This is a genomic window from Burkholderia oklahomensis C6786 (assembly GCF_000959365.1).
GTDB lineage: Bacteria > Pseudomonadota > Gammaproteobacteria > Burkholderiales > Burkholderiaceae > Burkholderia > Burkholderia oklahomensis.
In genome coordinates, this window is the sequence record NZ_CP009556.1 from 1,798,022 (window position 1) to 1,817,494 (window position 19,473).

Sequence of the window (19,473 nt, forward strand, 5' to 3'; positions counted from 1 at the left end):
TCATTCGCTCTTCCGGTCCGACGAAAGTGCGTTGCTCGTCAGGAAGCTGTCGACCGCCGCGAGCGACTGCTCGTCCAGCGTGCCGAGAATCCCTTTCAGCTTCAGTTGCAGCTTCAGCGCGTCGAGATAGCTTTCGAACAGCTTCTGGCGGATGTTCGAGATGTCGGTGCGCAGGTTCAGCGTCTCGTACGTCGTGCTGTAGCCGACCTGGTGGGCCTTCATCGACGAGTCGTACGCGAGCCGCGCGGCCTGCAGCGACTGCTGCAGCGCGCGGATCCGCGCGCCGATCGACTGCAGTCCCGCGAGCGTTTCGCGATGGTCGGTGCTGAGCTGCTGCTCGACTTCGCGCAGCCGGTTCTGGTACTGCGTCGCGACGTGCTCGGCCTCGACCTGCCGGTAGTGCACGCTGCCGCCCGAGAAGATCGGAATCGTCACCTGCACGCCGACCGCGCTCTGATGGAAGTCGGATTTGTCGGTGAGGCCGCGCAGGTTCGGATTGAGCCCGCGCGAATATGACGCGAACAGGTCGACGGTCGGCAGATGCTCGGCGCCGATGCGCTTCGCGGCGAGCCGCGCGACGCGCAGGTCGCGGTACGCCTGCCGGTACGACGGATTGTCCTGCGGCTGGTAGTCGCCCGTCGGAATGCGCGGCGACGTGCCGTGCATCGCGAGGCGCGGCCAGCGCGCGAAGTCGATCGCGGAGCCGAGCAGCGTCTCGTAGCGGGCGCGGCGCGCCTCGACTTCGGTGCGCGCGAGCGCTTCGTCCGATTGCGCGAGGCTCCTGCGCGCCTCGATCTCGGCGGTGTCGCCGATCGTCTTCATCCCGAGCTGCGCCATCCTGCGCGTATCGCTTTCGAGGCGCGTGAGCGCGTCGACTTCGTCGTCGGCGAGCTGCAGCTTCTCGCGCGCGGACAGCAGGTCGAAGCACGCGTTCGCGACGCGCATGATGAGTTCCTGCTTCGCGACTTCGAACTGCTGCCGCGCGGACTCCTCGAATTCCTTCGCACGGCTCATGTCGTACAGGTACGGCATGTTGAAGAGCGCCTGCGTGACCTGCGCGGAGCCGTACGCCGCGTTGCTGTTGCCGCTCACGTCGATGCCGAACAGGTTCGCGTGCGTGCCGTAGCGGCCCCATTCGAGCTGTGCGCTCGCCTGCGGCAGCATCTGCGCGCGGGCCTGCGGGTACTTTTGCCGCGCGGCGTCGTATTCGGCCTGTGCCTGCAGGAATTTCGGATCGTTCGAGACGGCGTGCTGATAAGCCTCGTCGAGACAGAATGCGCTTGCCGATTCGGAACCGGTGCCGAGCGCGACGATTGCCGCGCAAACGGTGACGTAAGCCGCACGGGCGTGAATTCGAAAGGGTTGGGTTGTTAAGTGAAAACCCGCATGCCAAAATTTAGACGAGGCACCCAAATCCGCTGTTTCAAACATCTCCGTCTCCATCTCCTGCCTTGCGTCAAGCTGCCGACGCTGCAAATTAAACGTTTTAAATAATGAGTTGAAACGCATGCATCTTTTTGGTGAATTCCGGAACGTCAAAAACTTTTATAAGACGCGGCCGGCCATCTTGTTTCCGCCTTGAGCGCATGATAGCCTGATTCCGGCTTGTAATCGCAGCGATAAAAAATAAACGTCGTTCGGTTATTCACGGCCATTGGCATTATTAGAGAAGTCTTGACGCCGTCTTTATTCTTTACGAGGAGATAGTTATGAAGGTCATGACGATGGAGCAGGCCAAGGCGGTTCACGGTGGCGGTCCGATCAGCTCGCTGGGCACGCTGGCAGCAGCGTCCGGTCCGCTGTTCACGGCGCTCGGCCAGTTCATGCCGACGCTCGGCGGCTATCTGCAGAACCCGAAGAACTACAATAGCAACGGCAAGTAAGCACGCGTCGTTGCATTTGCGCGGGGAGGCGCCCCCCGCGTAAAATGGTCTCAAGTTCAAGCTGCAAAACGGTAATCCGTCGTCAATCGAGATATAAAAACATTATTCATTCGTCTTGGTTGGCAATCGGAGGAAATGATTAGGAGACAGTGGTGTCGAGGCAGCTCCGGATGGGGTCGTCCGCTTTGGCGGATGCGGATTCGGGTCGATGACATCGCTAAAAGAGTAAAGGCCACCCCGATGCAAGCCATATCAGAGCAGCAAGCCCGTGCGATCCGCGGCGGAGGTTCCGCCTACGCCAATTCGGCCGCCTACACGGTCTCCCTTGCGAATCAATCGATCGGTCCCGTCGTCAACGGGCTCTTGACCCAATACCAGACCCAGGCCGTCAACCAATTCAAGATGGCGCTGGGATCCGGCAGCTAAGCCCGATCCCGGATATCGCCAGAGCCGCGTTCGGCTGAGGCCGGACGCGGCGTTCACGCCGCGCTCGCGCGATGGCTTCGAGCCAAGCCGCGCCGCGCGCGGGCCGGTATTGTCGTGTCCAGCGATTCGCAAGCTATGTGGTTCAACACCAATAAAGTCAGGCCCATTCTTCAGGACGAGGTGACCGAGTGCGGTCTCGCGTGCCTTGCGATGATCGCGACCTGGCACGGCCGCGACACGACGTTGCGCACGCTGCGCAACCGCTATCCGGTCAAGATCGATTCCGGCCTGTCGTTCTTCGACCTGATGGAGATCGCGAACGACCTCGGGATGCGCGCGCGCGGGCTCCAGTTCGAGGCGAACGAGATCGATGCGCTGAAGCTGCCCTGCATCCTGCACTGGGGAATGAACCACTACGTCGTGCTGACGAAGGTGTGCTACGGCAGCGTGCACATCGTCGATCCGGCGCTCGGCGAGACGAAGCTGCCGCTCGCGCAGGCGCTCGCGCAGATCACGGGCTACGCGCTCGAGCTCAATCCGGACATCGGCTTCAAGCACGCCGGCACGACCGACAAGATCCATCTGCGCGACTATCTGGTCGGCCTGACGGGCATCCGCAAGAGCATCCTGCTCGGCGTCGCGGGCGGCATCGCCGCGCAGTTGCTGCTGCTGCTCGGGCCGTCGTACGTGCAACTGACGATCGACGAGGCGCTGAAGAAGACCGACGTCGACATCCTGTACCTGCTGACGATCCTGTTCGGCATCGTGTTCCTGTTCGACACGCTGTACGCGAACCTCGTCGGCAACATCAAGAGCTACCTGCGCAACATCGTGTCGCAGCAGCTGTCGGCGAACATGGTCGGGCATCTCGCGCGGCTGCCGATCGGCTATTACCTGTTCCACAACACGGGCGATTCGATCTCGCGCGTCGCGTCGGTGTCCGAGATCGGCCGCTTTCTCGTCGACGGGCTGATCGGCGGGCTGCTCAATATCTTCACGTGCGTCGTCACGCTCGTGCTGATGCTGTACTACAGCCCGGTGCTGGCCGGCATCAGCCTCGCGGGGATGGTGCTGTTCGCGCTGTCGCGGCTCGCGATCCAGCCGCAATTGCAGGATGCGATGTCGCAGATCCTGACGCGCGGCGCCGAGGCCGACGCGCTCCTGATCGAGAACATCCGCTCCGCGCATTCGATCAAGCTGCTGTCGTCGGAGACGTCGCGCAGCAGCCTGTGGGTGAACGCGTTCACGCAGAAGCTGCAGGCGGTCCGCCAGCAGGAGCGGCTGCAGCTGCTGTTCGACGCGATCTCGAAGGGCATCGTCCACATCGAGCAGCTGGTCATCGTCACGTACGGCGCGTGGCTCGTGATGCACGGGCAGAGCACGATCGGGGTCATCTACGCGTTCATCCAATACAAGAACCTGTTCGCCGACAAGTTCATCGATTCGATCCAGCTCTACGTGCGGCGCAAGGTGCTGCAGGTCCACATGGACCGCGTCGCCGACGTGCTGCAGACCGAGACCGAAGAGCCCGCGCCCGACGCGCCGGTGCGCTCGATCGAGCATTTCGACGGCTCGCTGTCGATCCGTGCGCTGACGTACACACCGAAGGGCGGCCGGCGTGCGATCCTCGAGAACATCGATCTCGACGTGCCGGCCGGCGCGAAGGTCGCGATCGTCGGCCGCACCGGCAGCGGCAAGACGACGCTCTTGAACCTGATCTGCGGGCTGTATCAGTCGACGCCGGGCATGCTGTTCGTCGGCGGCGTCGATTTGTCCGAGGTGAACCTGAGGCTCTACCGCAAGCACGTCGCGGCCGTCACGCAGTCGGACCAGCTGTTCCGCGGCACGATTCGCGACAACATCACGAACTTCGCGCCCGCGCCGCGCCTGGGCGCGATGCACGAGGCGGCGCGCCTCGCGTGCATCGACCGCGACATCGACGTGCTCGACAATCGCTACGACACGCCGCTCGGCGACACGCAGAAGTTCCTGTCGGCCGGGCAGATGCAGCGCCTGTTGATCGCGCGCGCGCTGTACTGCGAGCCGCGGCTCCTGATCCTCGACGAGTTCTCGTCGAATCTCGATCAGGCGACGACGCACGAGATCTGCCGCAACGTGCTGACGCTGCCGTGCACGATCGTGCTCGTCACGCACGACGCGTCGATCCTGTCGATGGTCGACCGCATCTATGAGATGCGCGACGGCCGCCTCGCCGAGATCACGCCGGATCGGCAACCGGAACTGGAGGTGCCAAGATGACGTTGATGCGGCTCTTTCTGTTCAACGCGTTCTCGTATTGCTTCTTCGTGCGGCGGATCGTCAAGCGGATCGCGCTCGGCCGCTCGCCCGAGCGCGGGCTCGGCATGATGCGCTGGTGCGCGGGCGCCTGCCTGCGCGTCTTCCCGTCGATCCGCGGTTCGATCGAGATGTCGGTCCGGCACATGCTGAGCGCGCATCTGAACGACGATCCGGCGCGCATTCGCGGCGTCGCGGACGACATCGTCCGCGAGCTGTTCGAGGCCGAGGTCGCGGGGCTGATGCTGCGCTCGCACAGCATCGCGTCGATGAAGGCGATGCTCGACCGGATGGAATGCGAAGGCGAGCCCGCGCTGCGCGAGGCGCTCGCGCGCGGCGGCCCGCTGATGCTCGCGGGCCTGCACTTCGGCAATCTGATGCTGTTCGTCACGAAGCTGCGGCTGATGATTCCCGAAGACCGCAAGATGATGATCGTGATGCACAAGGACGCACCGGGCGCGTTCTTCGACGATGCGCTGCGCCTCGTCGAGGAATACGGCGCGGGCAAGATCGAGCTGATCGACATCGAGCAGCGCGTGCATCTGCGCCGGCTCGTCACGGGGCTGCGCAAGGAAGCGCCCGTGTTCCTGCTGTTCTCCGACCTGCACGGCCGCTTCGGCAAGACCAACGCGTGCCGGCTCGGCGGCCGCTGGGTGCGGCTCGCGGGCGGCGGCGTGAAGCTCGCGGTCGAGCACGACATTCCGATGCTCGTGTCGTACGCGACCGGCGTGCCGTTCCGCGATACATGCAAGATGCATTTCGTCGAGCTCGACGCGCGGCCCGCGTCGCGGATGCTAGGCGTCGCCGACGAGACGTCGCGCGTCGCCGCGACCCATCAGCGGATCGCCGACAAGCTCGAGGACGCGCTCGTGAAGCAGCCCGAACAGTGGCACTTCTGGGAGCACTTTTCGCCTTACCTGATGCCATCCCCGCTGCTCGAGCAGAACGCGCGCGCCGCCGCGCGGACGCTGCGCAGCGCCTGACGAGTTTCGCCCATGCCTACCTGGATGACCGCCCTGAGAGAGCAGAAGACGCCGCGCAAGCTGACGCGCGGCACGACGTTCGGCACCGTGATCAACGGCGTCGTCGACGTGCCGGTGTCGATGCGCTTCTTCTGCTATCTGTCGATCGCGATGTTCGCGATGTTCGTCGTCGCGCTCGTCCGTCTGACGTATGCGAACACCGAGAGCGTGATGGGCATGCTGACGCCGCGCACGGGCTTGATCGGCGTCGGCGCGCCGCCCGGATGGGCGGTGCGCGAGTTGTACGTCGCGAAGGACCAGCACGTGAAAGCCGGGCAGAAGCTCCTGAGCGTCACGCGCGACACGAGCTTCGTGTCGCAGGCGAACAACGTGCAGGGGATGCGCGAGTCGATCAAGCGGCAGCGCGTCGAGGTCGATCAGCAAATGGACGCGGCGAAGCTCGAATACCAGTCGACCATCGAGCAGATCAAGCAGCAGATCGCCGCGCTGTCGGAGAGCCGCGCGCTCATCGACAAGCAGATCCAGGACCAGAAGCGGATCGTGTCCGAATACCAGGAACGGCGCGACCGCGTGAAGCAGCTGCTGAACGAACAGGTCGTCACGCTCGAGCAGTACAACCAGGTGAACACGCAGTACCTGCAGGCGGGCCAGGCGTATCAGGACCTGATGCTGCGCAAGGCCGATCTCGTGAAGAACGCGATGAAGCTGCGCGGCGATCTCGAAACGGTGCAGAGCAAGTACGACGGCTCGAACGCCGAGCTGAAGATCAAGCAGGAAGAGCTGAACTCGAAGGAATACAACATCGACGAGAGCGTCAACCAGGTGCTGTACGCGCCTGCCGACGGGCAGATCGTGCGGCTCGACGTCGTGCAGGGCAGCGTGATCGATCCGCCCGGCACGCGCGTCGTCGAGATCCTGCCCGCGAAGGCGGACGGAATGATCGCCGAGCTGTACATCCCGTCGTCGAAGGCGGGGTTCATCAAGCCCGGCCAGGAAGTGAAGCTCGCCTACGGCAGCTATCCGGTCGAGAAGTTCGGCACCTATCGCGGCAAGCTGGTGTCGGTGTCGCCCGTCGCGTTCACCGCGAAGGAACTGAACCTGCCCGCCGACGCGGGCTCGCCGCAGACCTACTTCAAGAGCTGGGTCGACCTCGCCGACCGCAAGCCGGCGTTCGAAGGCTCGCCGCTCGCGCTGAAGGCCGGGATGACGCTGCGGGCGGACATCGTGCTCGAGAAGCGCAGCTTGCTCGAATGGCTGTTCGAACCGCTGTATCGAATCCGGCAGCGGATGTTCGGTACGCCCGCGTGACGTTCGATGCGGATGGGTGACAAGCATCGCCGTCAACGAGCGCGCCGTGGCTGGCGCGCCCCGGTGTCCTGCTGGCTCGGCGCGACGCTGCTCGCGTGCGCGTGGTCCGCGCACGCGCAGGACAGCGGCGCGGCGAGATGGCGCGACGGCGCGGACGGCATCGGCTTCTTTCCGGGCGGCGACGCGCCGGGCTTCGACGCGAGCGCGTGGGGGGCGGTGCCGGGCGGCGCGCGGCGGGAGGCGGCCGGCGCCGCGTCGCCGGCCGCGGCGAGCGGCGCGGCGGCCGATGGGGCAGCCGCATCGGCCCCATCGGCCGCATTCGCCGCGGACCCGAATGAGCCGCGTCCGCGCAAGCTCACCGAAGAAAAGATCACGCTCGGCCAGCGCGCCGCGCCGCCGCCGGGCGCACTGCGCGCGCGCGCCGAAGGCGACGACGGCATCGGCTTCGCCGACGCGCCGGGCGGTTCGTCGGCGGACGGCGCGTCGGCGACGGCCGCGTGCGGCGACGGCCTGTGCGCGCCGGACAGCGGCGCGCCGCAGCGCCCGCCCGCCGACGCGTCGCCGCGCTTCATCGCCGGCGTGCGCTACGACCGAATGCCGTACGAGCTGCATCCGATCGACCCGGAGATGCTGCCCGATCTGCCGGAGGCGCAGGGCCAGACGCTCCTCGAGCAGTTGCAGGGCGACGACAGCAACATGATCGGGGTCGGCTGGCACTACGTGCTGTCGACGGGACGCTCGACGCCCGTGACGACGTCGACGGCGGCGCTCGGGATCGGCAGCTTCGTGAATCCGGGCTCCGCCGTGTCGATCAGCAACGCGAACACGTTTGCGTTCACGTTCACGCATTTCTTCGGCGAGCACGTCGCGGCCGAGATCGTCGGCGGGATCCCGCCCGAGCTGACGATGCGCGGCCACGGCAGCATCGGCCTGCCGTTCGACAAGATTTTCCCGGGCGTGCCGGGCCGGCTGCCGCTCGTCGATCTCGGCAACACGCAGAGCAATCCGCTCGGCACGACGCGCGCGTGGCTCGCGTCGACCGTGTTCAAGTATTACCTCGGCAAGCGCGAAGACCGGTTCCGGCCATACGTCGGCCTCGGCATCAGCTACACGCGCTTCACGAACTCGAACCTGAACCCCGTGTTCGCCAACAAGCTCGTGTCGCTCGGCGGCCTGCTGTCGGCGGGCATCTCGCTCGGCGAGCTGCAATCGCTGCTCACCGATCCGGGCGCGCTCGATCGTCTGCTGCAGGCGGGCGCGAATCTGGTCCTGCCGAATGGCGTCCGGGCGACGGCGAGCGTGAAGAGCACATGGACGCCCGTTTTCGTCGTCGGCGCGAACTATCAGCTGACGCGCCAGTTGTCGCTGTCGACGGCGCTCTCGTACATTCCGCTCAAGGCGGCGATCACGCTCAACATCAACGATACGAAGCGGATACTCGCGTCGGACACGACGACGCTTTCCGCGAACGTCCTGCTTTGCACGATGCTGCTCAATTACCGGTTCTGAAGCGATGCGGCGTGTCTGTGCGGCGTCGGCCAGCCTGTTCTGCCGGCCGTCCGCAACCGGCGCTTCGTAACCGGCCCACCGCACCTGACCCACCGCAACCGACTCACCGCAACCGACCCACCGCAACCGACCCTCCGCACCGGCCGTCCGCAACCGGTCGTCCGGCACCGCTCGCGGCCGTCGGCTCCACGAACAACGGCGCGCGGTCATTCCCGCGACACCGGAGCCTGCGATAATGTCCGCAGACGCAGCAAGGAGGCCGACATGAGCGAGAAGGACACGCGGCGCGACACGGCGCCGTTGCATGAGCGGCAGCGCCGCTTCGAGGAGGATCTCGTCGACGCGTACGACGAAGAGCTCGAGATGGAGCTCGACGACCGTCGCTTCGACGACGAGTCGCTTTTTTCCGCCGAGCGCCGCGAGGCGCGCAAGCACTATTTCCGCGAGCTGTTCCGCATGCAGGGCGAGCTCGTGAAGCTGCAGGACTGGGTCGTGAGCACCGGGCACCGGCTCGTCGTGATCTTCGAGGGGCGCGACGCGGCGGGCAAGGGCGGCGTGATCAAGCGCATCACGCAGCGGCTGAATCCGCGCGTGTGCCGGGTCGCCGCGCTGCCGGCGCCGAGCAACCGCGAGCGCACGCAATGGTATTTCCAGCGCTACGTCGCGCACCTGCCCGCGGGCGGCGAGATCGTGCTGTTCGACCGGAGCTGGTACAACCGCGCGGGCGTCGAGCGCGTGATGAACTTCTGCACCGACGATGAGCACGAAGAGTTCTACCGGTCGGTGCCGGAATTCGAGAAGATGCTCGCGCGCAGCGGGATCCAGATCGTCAAGTACTGGTTCTCGATCACCGACGACGAGCAGGAGATGCGCTTCCAGAACCGCATCGACGATCCGCTCAAGCAATGGAAGCTGAGCCCGATGGATCTCGAGAGCCGGCGCCGCTGGGAGGCGTATACGGCGGCGAAGGAGGAGATGCTGATGCGCACGCACATTCCCGAGGCGCCGTGGTGGGTCGTGCAGGCGGTCGACAAGAAGCGCGCGCGGCTCAACTGCATGCACCATCTGCTGAGCCTCGTGCCGTACTACGAGATCGAGCGCGATCCGGTGCATCTGCCGCAGCGAGAGCATCACGACGACTACATCCGGCGTCCGGTGCCGGCGGATATGATTGTTCCGGAGATTTACTGAGGCTGCGGCCGGGCAACCGGCGTTCGCCGCAGCGGGATGGCGCGCGGGCCTGTCGGCGAAGGATTGACAAACCGCGCGCGCTGACTCAAGCTTGCGCACATGAATTCCCGTTGCTTCCGCATTGCGCACATTATTCGCACCATTCATCGAATGGTGGGTTAGCGCGCGTCCGAGAGCAATCACAGCAACCCGCCCCGTGAGGCGGGTTTTTTGTTTCCGTCTCCCGGGCGTCCATCCCCAGGAGAGCCTGTCATGCAGTCAGCCGACGCTGTTACGGAAACCCCCGAAGCCCGCACGCCCGACGCAGCCGCGACGATCGCGGTCCACGCGGGCGCACTCGACGATTACCTGAAGCTGATTCTGAACGCGCGCGTCTACGACGTCGCGCGCGAGACGGCGCTCGAGTGCGCGCGGAACCTGTCGGCGCGCGTGCGCAACACCGTCTGGCTCAAGCGCGAGGACACGCAGCCGGTGTTCTCGTTCAAGATTCGCGGCGCGTACAACAAGATGGCGCATCTATCCGCCGACGCGCTCGCGCGCGGCGTGATCACCGCATCGGCGGGCAATCACGCGCAGGGCGTCGCGCTCGCGGCGGCGCGGCTCGGCGTGAAGGCGACGATCGTCGTGCCGCAGACGGCGCCGCAGGTGAAGGTCGATGCGGTGCGCGCGCACGGCGGCGCGTTCGTCGAAGTCGTGCAGGCGGGCGAGTCGTACAGCGACGCGTATGCGCACGCGCTGCGCCTGCGGCAGCGCGACGGGCTCGCGTTCATTCCGGCGTTCGACGATCCGTACGTGATCGCCGGGCAGGGCACGGTCGCGAAGGAAGTGCTGCATCGGCATTCGGGGCCGATCCATGCGATCTTCGTGCCGATCGGCGGCGGCAGCCTGGCCGCGGGCGTTGCGGCATACGTGAAGGCGGTGCGGCCGGAGATCAAGGTGATCGGCGTGCAGACCGACGATTCGTGCGCGATGAAGCGCTCGCTCGAAGCGGGCGCGCGCGTCGAGCTGCCCGAGGTGGGCCTCTTCTCCGACGGCACCGCGGTGAAGCTCGTCGGCATGGAGACGTTCCGGCTCTGCACCGCGTATCTCGACGACGTCGTGACGGTCGACACCGACGCGCTCTGCGCGGCGATCAAGGACGTGTTCCAGGACACCCGCAGCGTGCTCGAGCCGGCGGGCGCGCTCGCGGTCGCGGGCGCGAAGCTGTATGCGGCGCGCGAGGGGATCGACGGCGAGACGCTCGTCGCGGTCACGTCCGGCGCGAACATGAACTTCGACCGGATGCGCTTCGTCGCCGAGCGCGCGGAGGTGGGCGAGGCGCGCGAGGCGGTGTTCGCGGTGACGCTGCCCGAAGCGCGCGGCAGTTTCCGCAAATTCTGCGCGCTGCTCGGCGAACGCAGCGTGACCGAGTTCAACTACCGGATCGCCGACGCGCGCACGGCGCACATCTTCGTCGGCGTGCAGATCAAGCACCGCGGCGAGTCGGCCGCGATCGCGGCGAGCTTCGCCGCGCACGGCTTCGACACCGTCGATCTGAGCGGCGACGAGCTCGCGAAGCAGCACGTGAGGCACATGGTCGGCGGCCGGTCGCCGCTCGCGCGCGACGAGCGGCTGTTCCGCTTCGAATTCCCCGAGCGGCCGGGCGCGCTGATGAAGTTCCTGGCCGCGATGGCGCCGGACTGGAACATCAGCCTGTTCCATTACCGCCATCAGGGCGGCGACGCGAGCTCGATCCTCGTCGGCCTGCAAGTGCCGCACGCGGACGGCGCGGCGTTCGATCGCTTTCTCGCGACGCTCGGCTATCCGTTTCGCGAGGAAACCGGCAATCCCGCTTATCGACTGTTTCTCGGCTGACGTTCGTTGCCTGGCCGGCGCGCTTCACGCCGCTTCGCCCGGCGTGCCGGCGCGGGGGCGGCGCCGGTCTTCGCATCGCTTTCGTCTTCGCCGGCGGCGGGCAGCCGCCTGCCGAGCGCGAGCAGCGCGCGGAACAGCGTCGTGAAATCGTCCGGGCCCATCGGCAGCGCGCTTTGCTGCGCGCCGACGAAGCACAGGTAGGACACCTGCGCGAACAGCGCGGCATCTTCTTCGCTGCGCAGCGTCTGCCGGCAGAACGCGTGCGCGGCGGCGAGCCGGGCACGGTCGGCGCGGCGCTGGAATTCGGCGACGAGCGGCTCGTGCAGCGACCACGTCCGGATCGCCGCCTCGCGGCGCGGGTTCATCTGCGACGCCGCGGCGAGATAGCGGTCGAGCGCGCGCTCGGGTGGCCCGTCGCGTTGCAGCAGCGCGATCGCCTGCGTCGTGTAGGTCGTCTCCCATTCGGCGAGCAGCGCCTGAACGAACGCCTTGCGGCTGCCGAAGTGATGGTAGAACGCGCCGCGCGTCACACCCAGGCGGCGCGCGAGCCGGTCGGCCGAGATGCCTCGCGCGCCTTCGTCGTCGAGCGCGGCGAGGCCCGCCGCGATCCAATCCGTTCGTGTCGTTCTTGCCATGAAAACGTACAGGCTTTGTATGGTGCGATCGTGGCGGCTATTGCAGGGCCTCGTTCAACAGTCCTCGTCGCGGCCGCCATGCATGTACTCGTCGTCGGAGCAGGAATCGCCGGGCTCGCAGTTGAAACGGCGCGGTTGCGACGTCACAGTCGTCGAGGCCGCCGAGCGCGCCGGCGGCCGGATTCGCAGCGTGCCGTTCCACGGGCACGTGATCGAATGCGGCGCGCAGTTTGCGTCGTCCGGCTATCGGCATCTGATGCCGCTCTTCGGCGAAACGGGGCTCGCCGCCCGTCTCGTGAAGACGTCGCCGTGGGCCGCGTTCGAGCACCGGCGGCGGCTGTATCGCGTGCATGCGCGCCGCCCGTGGACGATTCCCGCAAGCGGCCTGCTCGGCTGGCGCGACAGTCTGCGCGTCGGCCGCTCGCGCGCCGCGCTGCTCGCACGGATTCGCGCGCTCGATCCGAATCGGTATGCGGCGTTCGCCGAATTCGACGACGCCGACGCTGCGCAATGGGCCGAGCAGACGTTCGGCCGCGCGGCGCTTATCTGTGGATCGCGTCGGTGGCGGCGGCGGTGAGCGTCGCGGGGATCGTCGGCGCGGCGTCGGGCGTGTTGTCGTGATGTCGTGATGCCGGCGCGCGGGCGACGCTACCGTGCGTTTCTTCTTCATCAAAGCTCAAAGCCCCAATGCCGGCCACGCGCCGGCGCTCAGTGCGAGTGCCGGTGATGTATATCCGGGAAGTGCGCGTGCGTATGCGTGATCGGTGCGTGCCGATGCGGATGCGTGTGCGGCTCGGTGCCGTCCCAGTCGAAGTCGTGCGTGTGCCGATGATGCTCGTCGTGACGATGCCGGTGGTTGTGCTCGAGCGTGTCGTGCGTGTGCGGATGTTCGTGCCGTTCGCGCAGATGCAGCCAGATGCCGATCGCCATCAGCGCCGCGGCCGCCCAGAACGACAGCGGCGGCCATTCGGGCCACAGCGCGAGCGACAGCCCGACGCCGAACAGCGGCGCGACCGAGAAATACGCGCCGGTGCGCGCGGTGCCGAGGTTGCGCAGCGCGACGACGAACAGCACGAGGCTCACGCCGTAGCCGGCGAAGCCCGTCAGCATCGCGGCGGCGGTTACGGAGACGGCGGGCGGCTTCGCGCCGAGCGCAAGCGCGATCCCGAGATTGACCGAGCCCGCGACGAGCCCCTTGATGCAGGCGATCGTCGCGGCGTCGTGGGTCGAGACCTTGCGCGTCAGGTTGTTGTCGATCGCCCAGCACGCGCATGCGGCCGCGACGAGCAGCGCGCCGAGCGGCACGCCCGCCGCGCCCGGATGCCACGACAGCAGCACGCCGCCCGCGACGATCGCGACCATGCCGGCGAAGATCTGCGCATCGACGTTCTCGCGGAACACGACCCACGCGATCACCGCGGTGAACACGCCTTCGAGATTCAGCAGCAGCGCGCTCGTCGCGGCGGGCGTCGTCGCGAGGCCGAGCATCAGCAGCGCGGGGCCCGCGACGCCGCCTGCCGCGACCGCGCCCGCGAGCCACGGGAGCTCGGCGAGCGGCAGCCGCGACTGCCCGGCCTGCGATGCGCTTGCGCCGCGCGCGAGCCGGCGAATCAGCATGAACGCGGCGAGGCCGACGCCGCTGCCGAGATAGAAGAGGCCGGCGACCATGAACGGCGTGAGCGAGCCGAGCAGCGTCTTCGCGAGCGGCGTGGTGGCGCCGAACAGCGCGGCGGCGAGGAGGGCGGTGAAAGCCGCGTGCATGCGTGCGGACATGGGGGCGTCGCGTGGTGGGCGCGGGTCGACGTGGAAAAGTGACGCCACGATAGCGCAAACCGGGGGCGGCGGCCATCCGTTTTGTGGCGGGCGGCTTGGCGGATCGATTCGAAGGCGGATTGACGGATGGGGGGAGTCGGAGGGCTGGTGGACTGTGGGTCGGTGGATTGGCGAATCGGTGAGTCGGTAGATCGGTGGATCGGTGGATCGGTGGATCGGCGAATCAAAGGAGGCGGAGGCGGAGATGCGGATCGACGTGGCGGCGGCCGCTGCCGGATGCCTGCTGGGAAACGCTCGACCGCGCGCTCGATCGTCGAGGAGGGCTCGGGGGCAGACATGTTGCGACAGAAAAATACCACGCCGAATTCCGGGCGCATCGTCCGAATCCGTCGCGCCGCCCGGCGCCGCGCGCGCCGCTTCGCGCTCGTCAATCCGCCGAAGGAAACCCGGCGCGCCCCTGCGTCAGATCGAACAGCGTGTCGCGCGCCGCATCGACCGCGGTCGCGGGCAGCCGGATCACGAGCTTGACCGTCATCCCGTACGCGCTGTCGACGAGATCGCGCCCTTCGTGCTCGATCCAGCGGCGCACGCGCGCTTCGTCCGGATAGCCGACTTCGATCGCGAGCCGCGCATAGGCGATCCGCTCGACGCGTTCCGCATCGAGGAGCGTGGCGGCGATCGCGTCGGTGTACGCGCGCACGAGGCCGCCCGCGCCGAGCTTCACGCCGCCGAAGTAGCGGACGACCGCCCCGAGCACGCCGTCGAGATCGTGATGGCGCAGCACCTCGAGAATCGGCCGGCCGGCGGTGCCGGACGGCTCGCCGTCGTCCGACATCCCGGACTGGCCGCCCGCGAGCAGCGCCCAGCAGACGTGCGTTGCGCTCGGATGCTCGGCGCGCAGGCGTTGCAATTCGGCCATCGCCGCGTCGCGGTCTTCGACCGGGATTGCGTAAGCGATGAAGCGGCTCTTGCGGATTTCGAGTTCGCGCGTGTAGCGGGCGGCGAGCGTGTAGGTCATGGGCGGCATTGCGAAAAATGCATTGTATTCAACGGCGTAAAACGGTTCCCGGCCTCCGGTCGCGTCGGCCGGCCGGTGTGCCGACGGGAGCGGCTTGCCTGCTTGGCGCCCGCGTCGATCGCCGATGAAACAACAGGATTCTACGCGGCGCGTATCGGAGCAGGCATGTCGCCATGCGGGCGACGCCGAAATGCCATCGGCATGCGAAGGCGCCGGCGCTTTCGGCGGGGCGGTCGCGGCGGTATCCGCGCGTCTCCGATGCATCGATTGATTGGCCGACCAGTCGCACTCGTCGATCCGCCTGCCAGGACGGGTCGCAACGCAGGGTGCGCGCTCGGGTGCCGGCAGGTCGAACCGCGGCGTGCGGAAAGCGGGCGGCGCGCTGTCGATGTCGGGTCGTCACGGCGCCTGAATCCCATCCACGACGCTATCGCGACTTCTTCCGCATGTTCTTCTTCGCGCCGGCGCCTCCGCCGCGCGCCGTGTCGTCGCTCGCCGCGGCCTCGTCGCCGTTCATCTGATTCATCTGCTCGAGCCAAGACAACGCATCGACATAAGACAGGAACTGCCGCAGATATTCGGGGGACAGCTCGCGCATCAGCGACAGCGATCGATGCACGAGGCTGTTCGAATTGAGCGGGCCGGCGTTCTTCGGCACTTGTTCCAGCGATGCGAGCAGTTGGCTGTCCGTGCTGACCTTCGACCAGGTTTCCCGGAAGTAGTCGAGCATTTCCGGTTCCGCGCGAAGGGTGAGGCGGCCGCGGTTCGCCGTGCCGCCGGCGTCGGAGGACGGGCCGCCCGCGTTCGGCCGCGCCTGGCTGTCGATGTAGTGGAGCAGCGCGGCGAGCGGTCCGCGCGCCGGCTCGGCTGGAGCTGGCATCGACGTCGAAGCCGAAGCCGACATCGCGCCTTCGACCGCGTCGGCGGGCGATTCGGCGCGCCGGAGATCGTCGGCGTATGCGTCGATCAGCGCCGACAGCCGCGCGTCCAGAATCCGGCGCGCGTCGCCGGCGTGGCCGGCCGCCCGCCGCCGCAGCGCGTCGATGAAGCGGAAGCGCGCGGGATCCAGCCGATCGGCGCCGCGCTCGCGCCATGCGTCGAGCGTCGCCTGCGCGCGCGACGCGGCGTCATTCACGGTGCTCACCGTCGCCGGCCGTCGGCCGCGGGACCGGCGCGATTTCCACGCGCCGGTTCTTCGCGCGTCCTTCGTCATCCGAGTTCGGGCTCACCGGCTGCTCGGAGCCGAACGCGGCCGCAAACACCGACGACGCCGGCACGCCTTCGGCGATGAATGCGCGCGTCACCGTCAGCGCACGCTTCGCCGACAGCTCCCAGTTGTCCGCGAAGCGGTGGTTGCCCGCGCGCACTTGCTGGTCGTCCGCGAAGCCGCTCACCATCAGGATTTCGCGATTGGCCTTGAGATAAGCGGCGAGCGGCCCCGCCAGGCTCTTCAGCAGATCGCGGCCCGCGGGCTGCAACTCGTCGGAGTTCAGCGCGAACAGCACGCTGCCGCTGATGCCGATGCGCCCATTGACGAGCGTCACGCGTCCCGCCGCGAGCGGTCCCGCCAGCGCCTGCTCGAGCGTCTTGCGGCGCTGCGTTTCCATCTGCCGCTGCTTGACCTCGGCGTCGAGCCTCGACGAGAGTTCGAGCTGCACGCCGATCACGCCGACCAGGATCAGCACGAACGCGCCCAGCAGCACCGACATCAGGTCGCCGAATGCGGCCCAGATCGGCGCGGTCTGCTCGATGCCGCCGTCGATTTCGTCGCTCATGCTGCTTCGGCTCCGGCGGACGCACGCTGACCGGCGACGCGCTGCAGGTCTTCGATGATCTGCTTCTGCGACATCATGCTCAGGTCGATGACTTCGCGCGCCTGCGCGACGTAATAGGCGAGCTGCTCGTCGCTGCGGGCGAGCGACTTGTCGAGCGCGGCTTCGATGCGCTGCAGGTGCGCGACGAGCTTGTCGTTCGACTCGCCGAACGACTGGACGGCCGTGCCGAACGCTTCGCCGAGGCTCGCGACCTCGACGGCGCTGCCGGTGACTTGCGCGGCGACGGCGCCGAGCTTGCCGGTCTCGGCGTCGACCTTGTCGGTGAACTGCGTGCCGACGCGTTGCAGCAGATCCGCGGACGTCGCGACGAGCGCGTCGACGGCCGTGCGCTGCTTGGTCGACGCGTGGTCGACCGCATCGAGGAGCGTTTCGAGTGTCGCGAGCAGGCGGCTGCGCTCTTCGAGCATCGCGGTGTCGCGGACCATGCTGTCGGAGAGCTTCTGGCGCAGCTCGGCGACGACCTCGGCCGCGGCCTTGGGCGCTTCCGACGCGGCCTGCACGAGCCGGGAGATCTCGGCAATCGTGTCGCTCGCGTGCGCTTGCGTTTTGGCGGAGATGTCGCGTGCGGTCTGCGCGAGCGCGTCGCAGATTTCCTGTTGTCGATTCGCTGCGTGTGCGCTCGTTTGTTCCCACTCCGTGCCGAGCTTGGCGGCCATCGACGCGAGCGCGTCGGTCCAGGCGGTCAAGCGCTGCTCGTCGCGCGACGCGAGTTCCGTCTGCAAATCCGAATGAGACTGGCTCATCACACGCAGCAGCGAGGTGGAGTGCTGTTCGAAGGTTGCGGCTTGGGTCGAGATGTCTCGCGAGGTTTGCGCGAGCGCGTCGCAGATTTCCTGTTGGCGGCCGGCGGCGTGTGCGCTCGTCTGCTCCCATTCGTTGCCGAGCTTGGCGGCCATCGACGCGAGCGCGTCGGTCCAGGCGGTCAAGCGCTGTTGATCGCGCGACGCGAGTTCCGTCTGCAAATCCGAATGAGACTGGCTCATCACACGCAGCAGCGAGGCCGAGTGTTGTTCGAAGGTTGCGGCTTGGGTCGAGATGTCTCGCGAGGTTTGCGCGAGCGCGTCGCAGATTTCCTGTTGTCGATTCGCTGCGTGTACGCTCGCTTGTTCCCACTCCGTGCCGAGCTTGGTAGCCATCGACGCGAGCGCATCGGTCCAGGCGGTCAAGCGCTGCTCGTCGCGCGACGCGAGTTCCGTTTGCAAATCCGAATGAGACTGGCTCATCATACGCAGCAGCGAGGCTGAGTGCTGTTCGAAGGTTGCGGCTTGGGTCGAGATGTCTCGCGAGGTTTGCGCGAGTGCGTCGCAGATTTCCTGCTGGCGGCCGGAAGCATGTGCGCTTGTCTGCTCCCATTCGTTGCCGAGCTTGGTAGCCATCGACGCGAGCGCATCGGTCCAGGCGGCCAGCCGCTGCTCGTCGCGCGACGCGAGCCCCGTCTGCAAATCCGCATGCGACTGATCCACCGTGCGCAGCAGCGCCGCCGAATGCTGCTCGAAAGTCGCGGCGGCCGCCTCCAGCGCATGCCGATTGCGCTCGGCCAGCTTCTCGTTGGCGTGTTCCTGCCGCGACAGCGCGTCGTTCCACGCCGCCGACACGCTGCCCGCCGTCGCATCCAGACGCGCCGAGACGCCGTCCAGCAGGGCCGTCGAGCGCTGTTCGAACGATTCGACGAACCGATCCACCGAGCCGTGCAGGCGTTGCGCGAGCGCGTCGCTCGAGCGCTGATGCTCGGCCAGCGCCTTGCTCCAGACATCGGCGACGTTCGCGGCCGTCGCCTGGAAGCCGGCCGACAGGCCATCCAGTTGCCGCTGCACCGCATGCGAGACGGCGTCGTGCAGCGCGGCCGTCTCACGCGCGAGACCCGCCATCGTGGTTTCCATGACCGGTTGCAGCGCCGCGCCCGCGACGCGCGCGCTTTCGGCGACGCTGTCCTTCAACGACTGACCGACCGACGAAGCAAGCCGCGCGTACGTCTCCTCCGCCTTGCCGAGGAACGCTTGCTGGCCGGCGATCTGCCGATCGGTCGACGCGATGCCGTGCCGCTCGAGCGTCGTCATCATCGTCTGCAGCCGATCGACCAGCGTGGGTATCGCTTCGGCCTGCCGCTGCAGGAGCTTGAAGGTTTCCTCGCGCTGATGGGCGTGCGAGTGGATGCGCAGCGTCGTCGCGATCTTCGCGTCGAGCGCCTGCGCGGCGCGGAGCCGCTCGCGTCTGCAGAGCGCGGACAGGAGGCCCAGCATCGCGGACGTGGACACGCCCGCGATCGACGTGCCGAACGCAAATCCGAGCCCCTTGACCGGCGCCGCCAGCGATGCGCGGATCGCCTGCAGGTCCGTCGCGCTTTCCAGCGCCGCGCCCGTGCCCCTGAGCGTCATGACCATGCCGAGGAGGGTGCCCAGCATGCCGAGCAGCACGAGCAGGCCGACCAGATACGGCGTCAGCGCGGGCCCCGGCAGCGCGACGCGCCCGCCTTCGATGCGCAAGCGCACGGCGTTGCGCAGGCTCGGATCCAGTCGATCGAGCCAGGCGTCCAATCCGGACGGCGGTTCGGACAGGCCCGCGACCGCGCGCACGAGCGTGGAGGTCGCCTGCTGATAGCGACGCAGCTCGAATGCGCCGGCGAGATAGCAGGCGGCGATCACCATCGTGACGGCGAGCGCCAGCGGGTTCGTCACGGCATAGCCGGCGCCGATCCAGCAGACGGCCGCGAGACCGGCGAAAAAGACAGCGAGATTGACGTGATATCTGGACATGGGGTCCCGG

15 protein-coding genes and 1 pseudogene are annotated in these 19,473 nt (G+C 67.4%); 9 read left to right on the top strand and 7 right to left on the bottom strand.

The window, feature by feature from the left end:
• The gene (locus tag BG90_RS25775) at positions 1-1,431 is read right to left on the bottom strand and encodes a TolC family protein (protein WP_081469941.1); all 1,431 of its coding nucleotides are present in this window, start codon (positions 1,429-1,431) and stop codon (positions 1-3) included.
• Between the two features lie 278 nt (positions 1,432-1,709).
• Between BG90_RS25775 and BG90_RS36870 the strand changes: the two genes are divergently transcribed.
• The 8 genes from BG90_RS36870 (at position 1,710) to ilvA (ending at position 11,449) form a co-directional block, all read left to right on the top strand.
• Entirely contained in the window at positions 1,710-1,883 is a 174-nt protein-coding gene (locus tag BG90_RS36870; RefSeq protein WP_010109180.1) for a hypothetical protein, read from the top strand.
• Positions 1,884-2,123: 240 nt separating this feature from the next.
• Entirely contained in the window at positions 2,124-2,309 is a 186-nt protein-coding gene (locus BG90_RS25780; RefSeq protein WP_025990246.1) for a hypothetical protein, read from the top strand.
• A gap of 135 nt (positions 2,310-2,444) precedes the next feature.
• Complete coding sequence (locus BG90_RS25785) at positions 2,445-4,568, top strand: peptidase domain-containing ABC transporter (RefSeq protein ID WP_010119045.1); 2,124 nt, start codon at positions 2,445-2,447, stop codon at positions 4,566-4,568.
• On the top strand, positions 4,565-5,587 hold the full coding sequence (locus BG90_RS25790; RefSeq protein ID WP_010109176.1) for a lysophospholipid acyltransferase family protein: 1,023 nt from the start codon (positions 4,565-4,567) through the stop codon (positions 5,585-5,587). Before BG90_RS25785 ends, BG90_RS25790 begins: the two co-directional genes overlap by 4 nt.
• Positions 5,588-5,599: 12 nt before the next feature.
• Positions 5,600-6,895, top strand: a complete 1,296-nt coding sequence (locus BG90_RS25795; protein WP_010119044.1) for an HlyD family secretion protein — start codon at positions 5,600-5,602, stop codon at positions 6,893-6,895.
• 12 nt (positions 6,896-6,907) lie between these two features.
• Positions 6,908-8,404 (top strand): OmpW/AlkL family protein, encoded by a 1,497-nt coding sequence (locus BG90_RS35720; RefSeq protein WP_045568450.1) that lies wholly within the window; start codon positions 6,908-6,910, stop codon positions 8,402-8,404.
• A gap of 264 nt (positions 8,405-8,668) precedes the next feature.
• On the top strand, positions 8,669-9,595 hold the full coding sequence (ppk2, locus tag BG90_RS25805) for a polyphosphate kinase 2 (RefSeq protein WP_010109171.1): 927 nt from the start codon (positions 8,669-8,671) through the stop codon (positions 9,593-9,595).
• 252 nt (positions 9,596-9,847) lie between these two features.
• Positions 9,848-11,449: a threonine ammonia-lyase, biosynthetic gene (gene ilvA, locus BG90_RS25810; protein WP_082094642.1), complete on the top strand. Its 1,602-nt coding sequence runs from the start codon at positions 9,848-9,850 to the stop codon at positions 11,447-11,449.
• Here the strand turns inward: ilvA and BG90_RS25815 are convergent.
• Positions 11,428-12,084 carry a TetR/AcrR family transcriptional regulator gene (locus tag BG90_RS25815; protein ID WP_010119024.1) on the bottom strand — a complete coding sequence of 219 codons (657 nt, stop codon included), beginning with the start codon at positions 12,082-12,084 and terminating at the stop codon, positions 11,428-11,430. The two genes, ilvA and BG90_RS25815, sit on opposite strands and share 22 nt — an antisense overlap.
• A 78-nt stretch (positions 12,085-12,162) precedes the next feature.
• Between BG90_RS25815 and BG90_RS25820 the strand changes: the two are divergent.
• Positions 12,163-12,628, top strand: a pseudogene (locus tag BG90_RS25820) (FAD-dependent oxidoreductase); the annotation flags it as partial.
• Between the two features lie 164 nt (positions 12,629-12,792).
• Here the strand turns inward: BG90_RS25820 and BG90_RS25825 are convergent.
• The 5 genes from BG90_RS25825 to BG90_RS25845 all read right to left on the bottom strand — a co-directional run bounded on the left by BG90_RS25825 (position 12,793) and on the right by BG90_RS25845 (position 19,463).
• Complete coding sequence (locus BG90_RS25825) at positions 12,793-13,857, bottom strand: DMT family transporter (RefSeq protein WP_041282148.1); 1,065 nt, start codon at positions 13,855-13,857, stop codon at positions 12,793-12,795.
• Between the two features lie 427 nt (positions 13,858-14,284).
• Positions 14,285-14,875 carry an IMPACT family protein gene (locus tag BG90_RS25830; protein WP_010109140.1) on the bottom strand — a complete coding sequence of 197 codons (591 nt, stop codon included), beginning with the start codon at positions 14,873-14,875 and terminating at the stop codon, positions 14,285-14,287.
• Positions 14,876-15,302: 427 nt separating this feature from the next.
• Positions 15,303-16,010: a DUF2894 domain-containing protein gene (locus tag BG90_RS25835; RefSeq protein ID WP_025990244.1), complete on the bottom strand. Its 708-nt coding sequence runs from the start codon at positions 16,008-16,010 to the stop codon at positions 15,303-15,305.
• Positions 16,003-16,650, bottom strand: a complete 648-nt coding sequence (locus tag BG90_RS25840) for an OmpA family protein (protein WP_010118982.1) — start codon at positions 16,648-16,650, stop codon at positions 16,003-16,005. The genes BG90_RS25835 and BG90_RS25840 overlap by 8 nt, the downstream gene beginning before the upstream one ends.
• On the bottom strand, positions 16,647-19,463 hold the full coding sequence (locus BG90_RS25845) for a DUF802 domain-containing protein (protein ID WP_010118980.1): 2,817 nt from the start codon (positions 19,461-19,463) through the stop codon (positions 16,647-16,649). Before BG90_RS25845 ends, BG90_RS25840 begins: the two co-directional genes overlap by 4 nt.
• Between the last annotated feature and the right edge of the window lie 10 nt (positions 19,464-19,473).

Coding starts and splice junctions, on each gene's coding strand:
- BG90_RS25815 (WP_010119024.1), bottom strand. CDS start 12,084: ATGGCAAGAACGACACGAACGGATTGGATCGCGGCGGGCCTCGCCGCG.
- BG90_RS35720 (WP_045568450.1), top strand. CDS start 6,908: ATGGGTGACAAGCATCGCCGTCAACGAGCGCGCCGTGGCTGGCGCGCC.
- BG90_RS36870 (WP_010109180.1), top strand. CDS start 1,710: ATGAAGGTCATGACGATGGAGCAGGCCAAGGCGGTTCACGGTGGCGGT.
- ppk2 (WP_010109171.1), top strand. CDS start 8,669: ATGAGCGAGAAGGACACGCGGCGCGACACGGCGCCGTTGCATGAGCGG.
- BG90_RS25785 (WP_010119045.1), top strand. CDS start 2,445: ATGTGGTTCAACACCAATAAAGTCAGGCCCATTCTTCAGGACGAGGTG.
- BG90_RS25830 (WP_010109140.1), bottom strand. CDS start 14,875: ATGACCTACACGCTCGCCGCCCGCTACACGCGCGAACTCGAAATCCGC.
- BG90_RS25825 (WP_041282148.1), bottom strand. CDS start 13,857: ATGTCCGCACGCATGCACGCGGCTTTCACCGCCCTCCTCGCCGCCGCG.
- BG90_RS25790 (WP_010109176.1), top strand. CDS start 4,565: ATGACGTTGATGCGGCTCTTTCTGTTCAACGCGTTCTCGTATTGCTTC.
- BG90_RS25780 (WP_025990246.1), top strand. CDS start 2,124: ATGCAAGCCATATCAGAGCAGCAAGCCCGTGCGATCCGCGGCGGAGGT.
- BG90_RS25840 (WP_010118982.1), bottom strand. CDS start 16,650: ATGAGCGACGAAATCGACGGCGGCATCGAGCAGACCGCGCCGATCTGG.
- BG90_RS25845 (WP_010118980.1), bottom strand. CDS start 19,463: ATGTCCAGATATCACGTCAATCTCGCTGTCTTTTTCGCCGGTCTCGCG.
- ilvA (WP_082094642.1), top strand. CDS start 9,848: ATGCAGTCAGCCGACGCTGTTACGGAAACCCCCGAAGCCCGCACGCCC.
- BG90_RS25795 (WP_010119044.1), top strand. CDS start 5,600: ATGCCTACCTGGATGACCGCCCTGAGAGAGCAGAAGACGCCGCGCAAG.
- BG90_RS25775 (WP_081469941.1), bottom strand. CDS start 1,431: ATGTTTGAAACAGCGGATTTGGGTGCCTCGTCTAAATTTTGGCATGCG.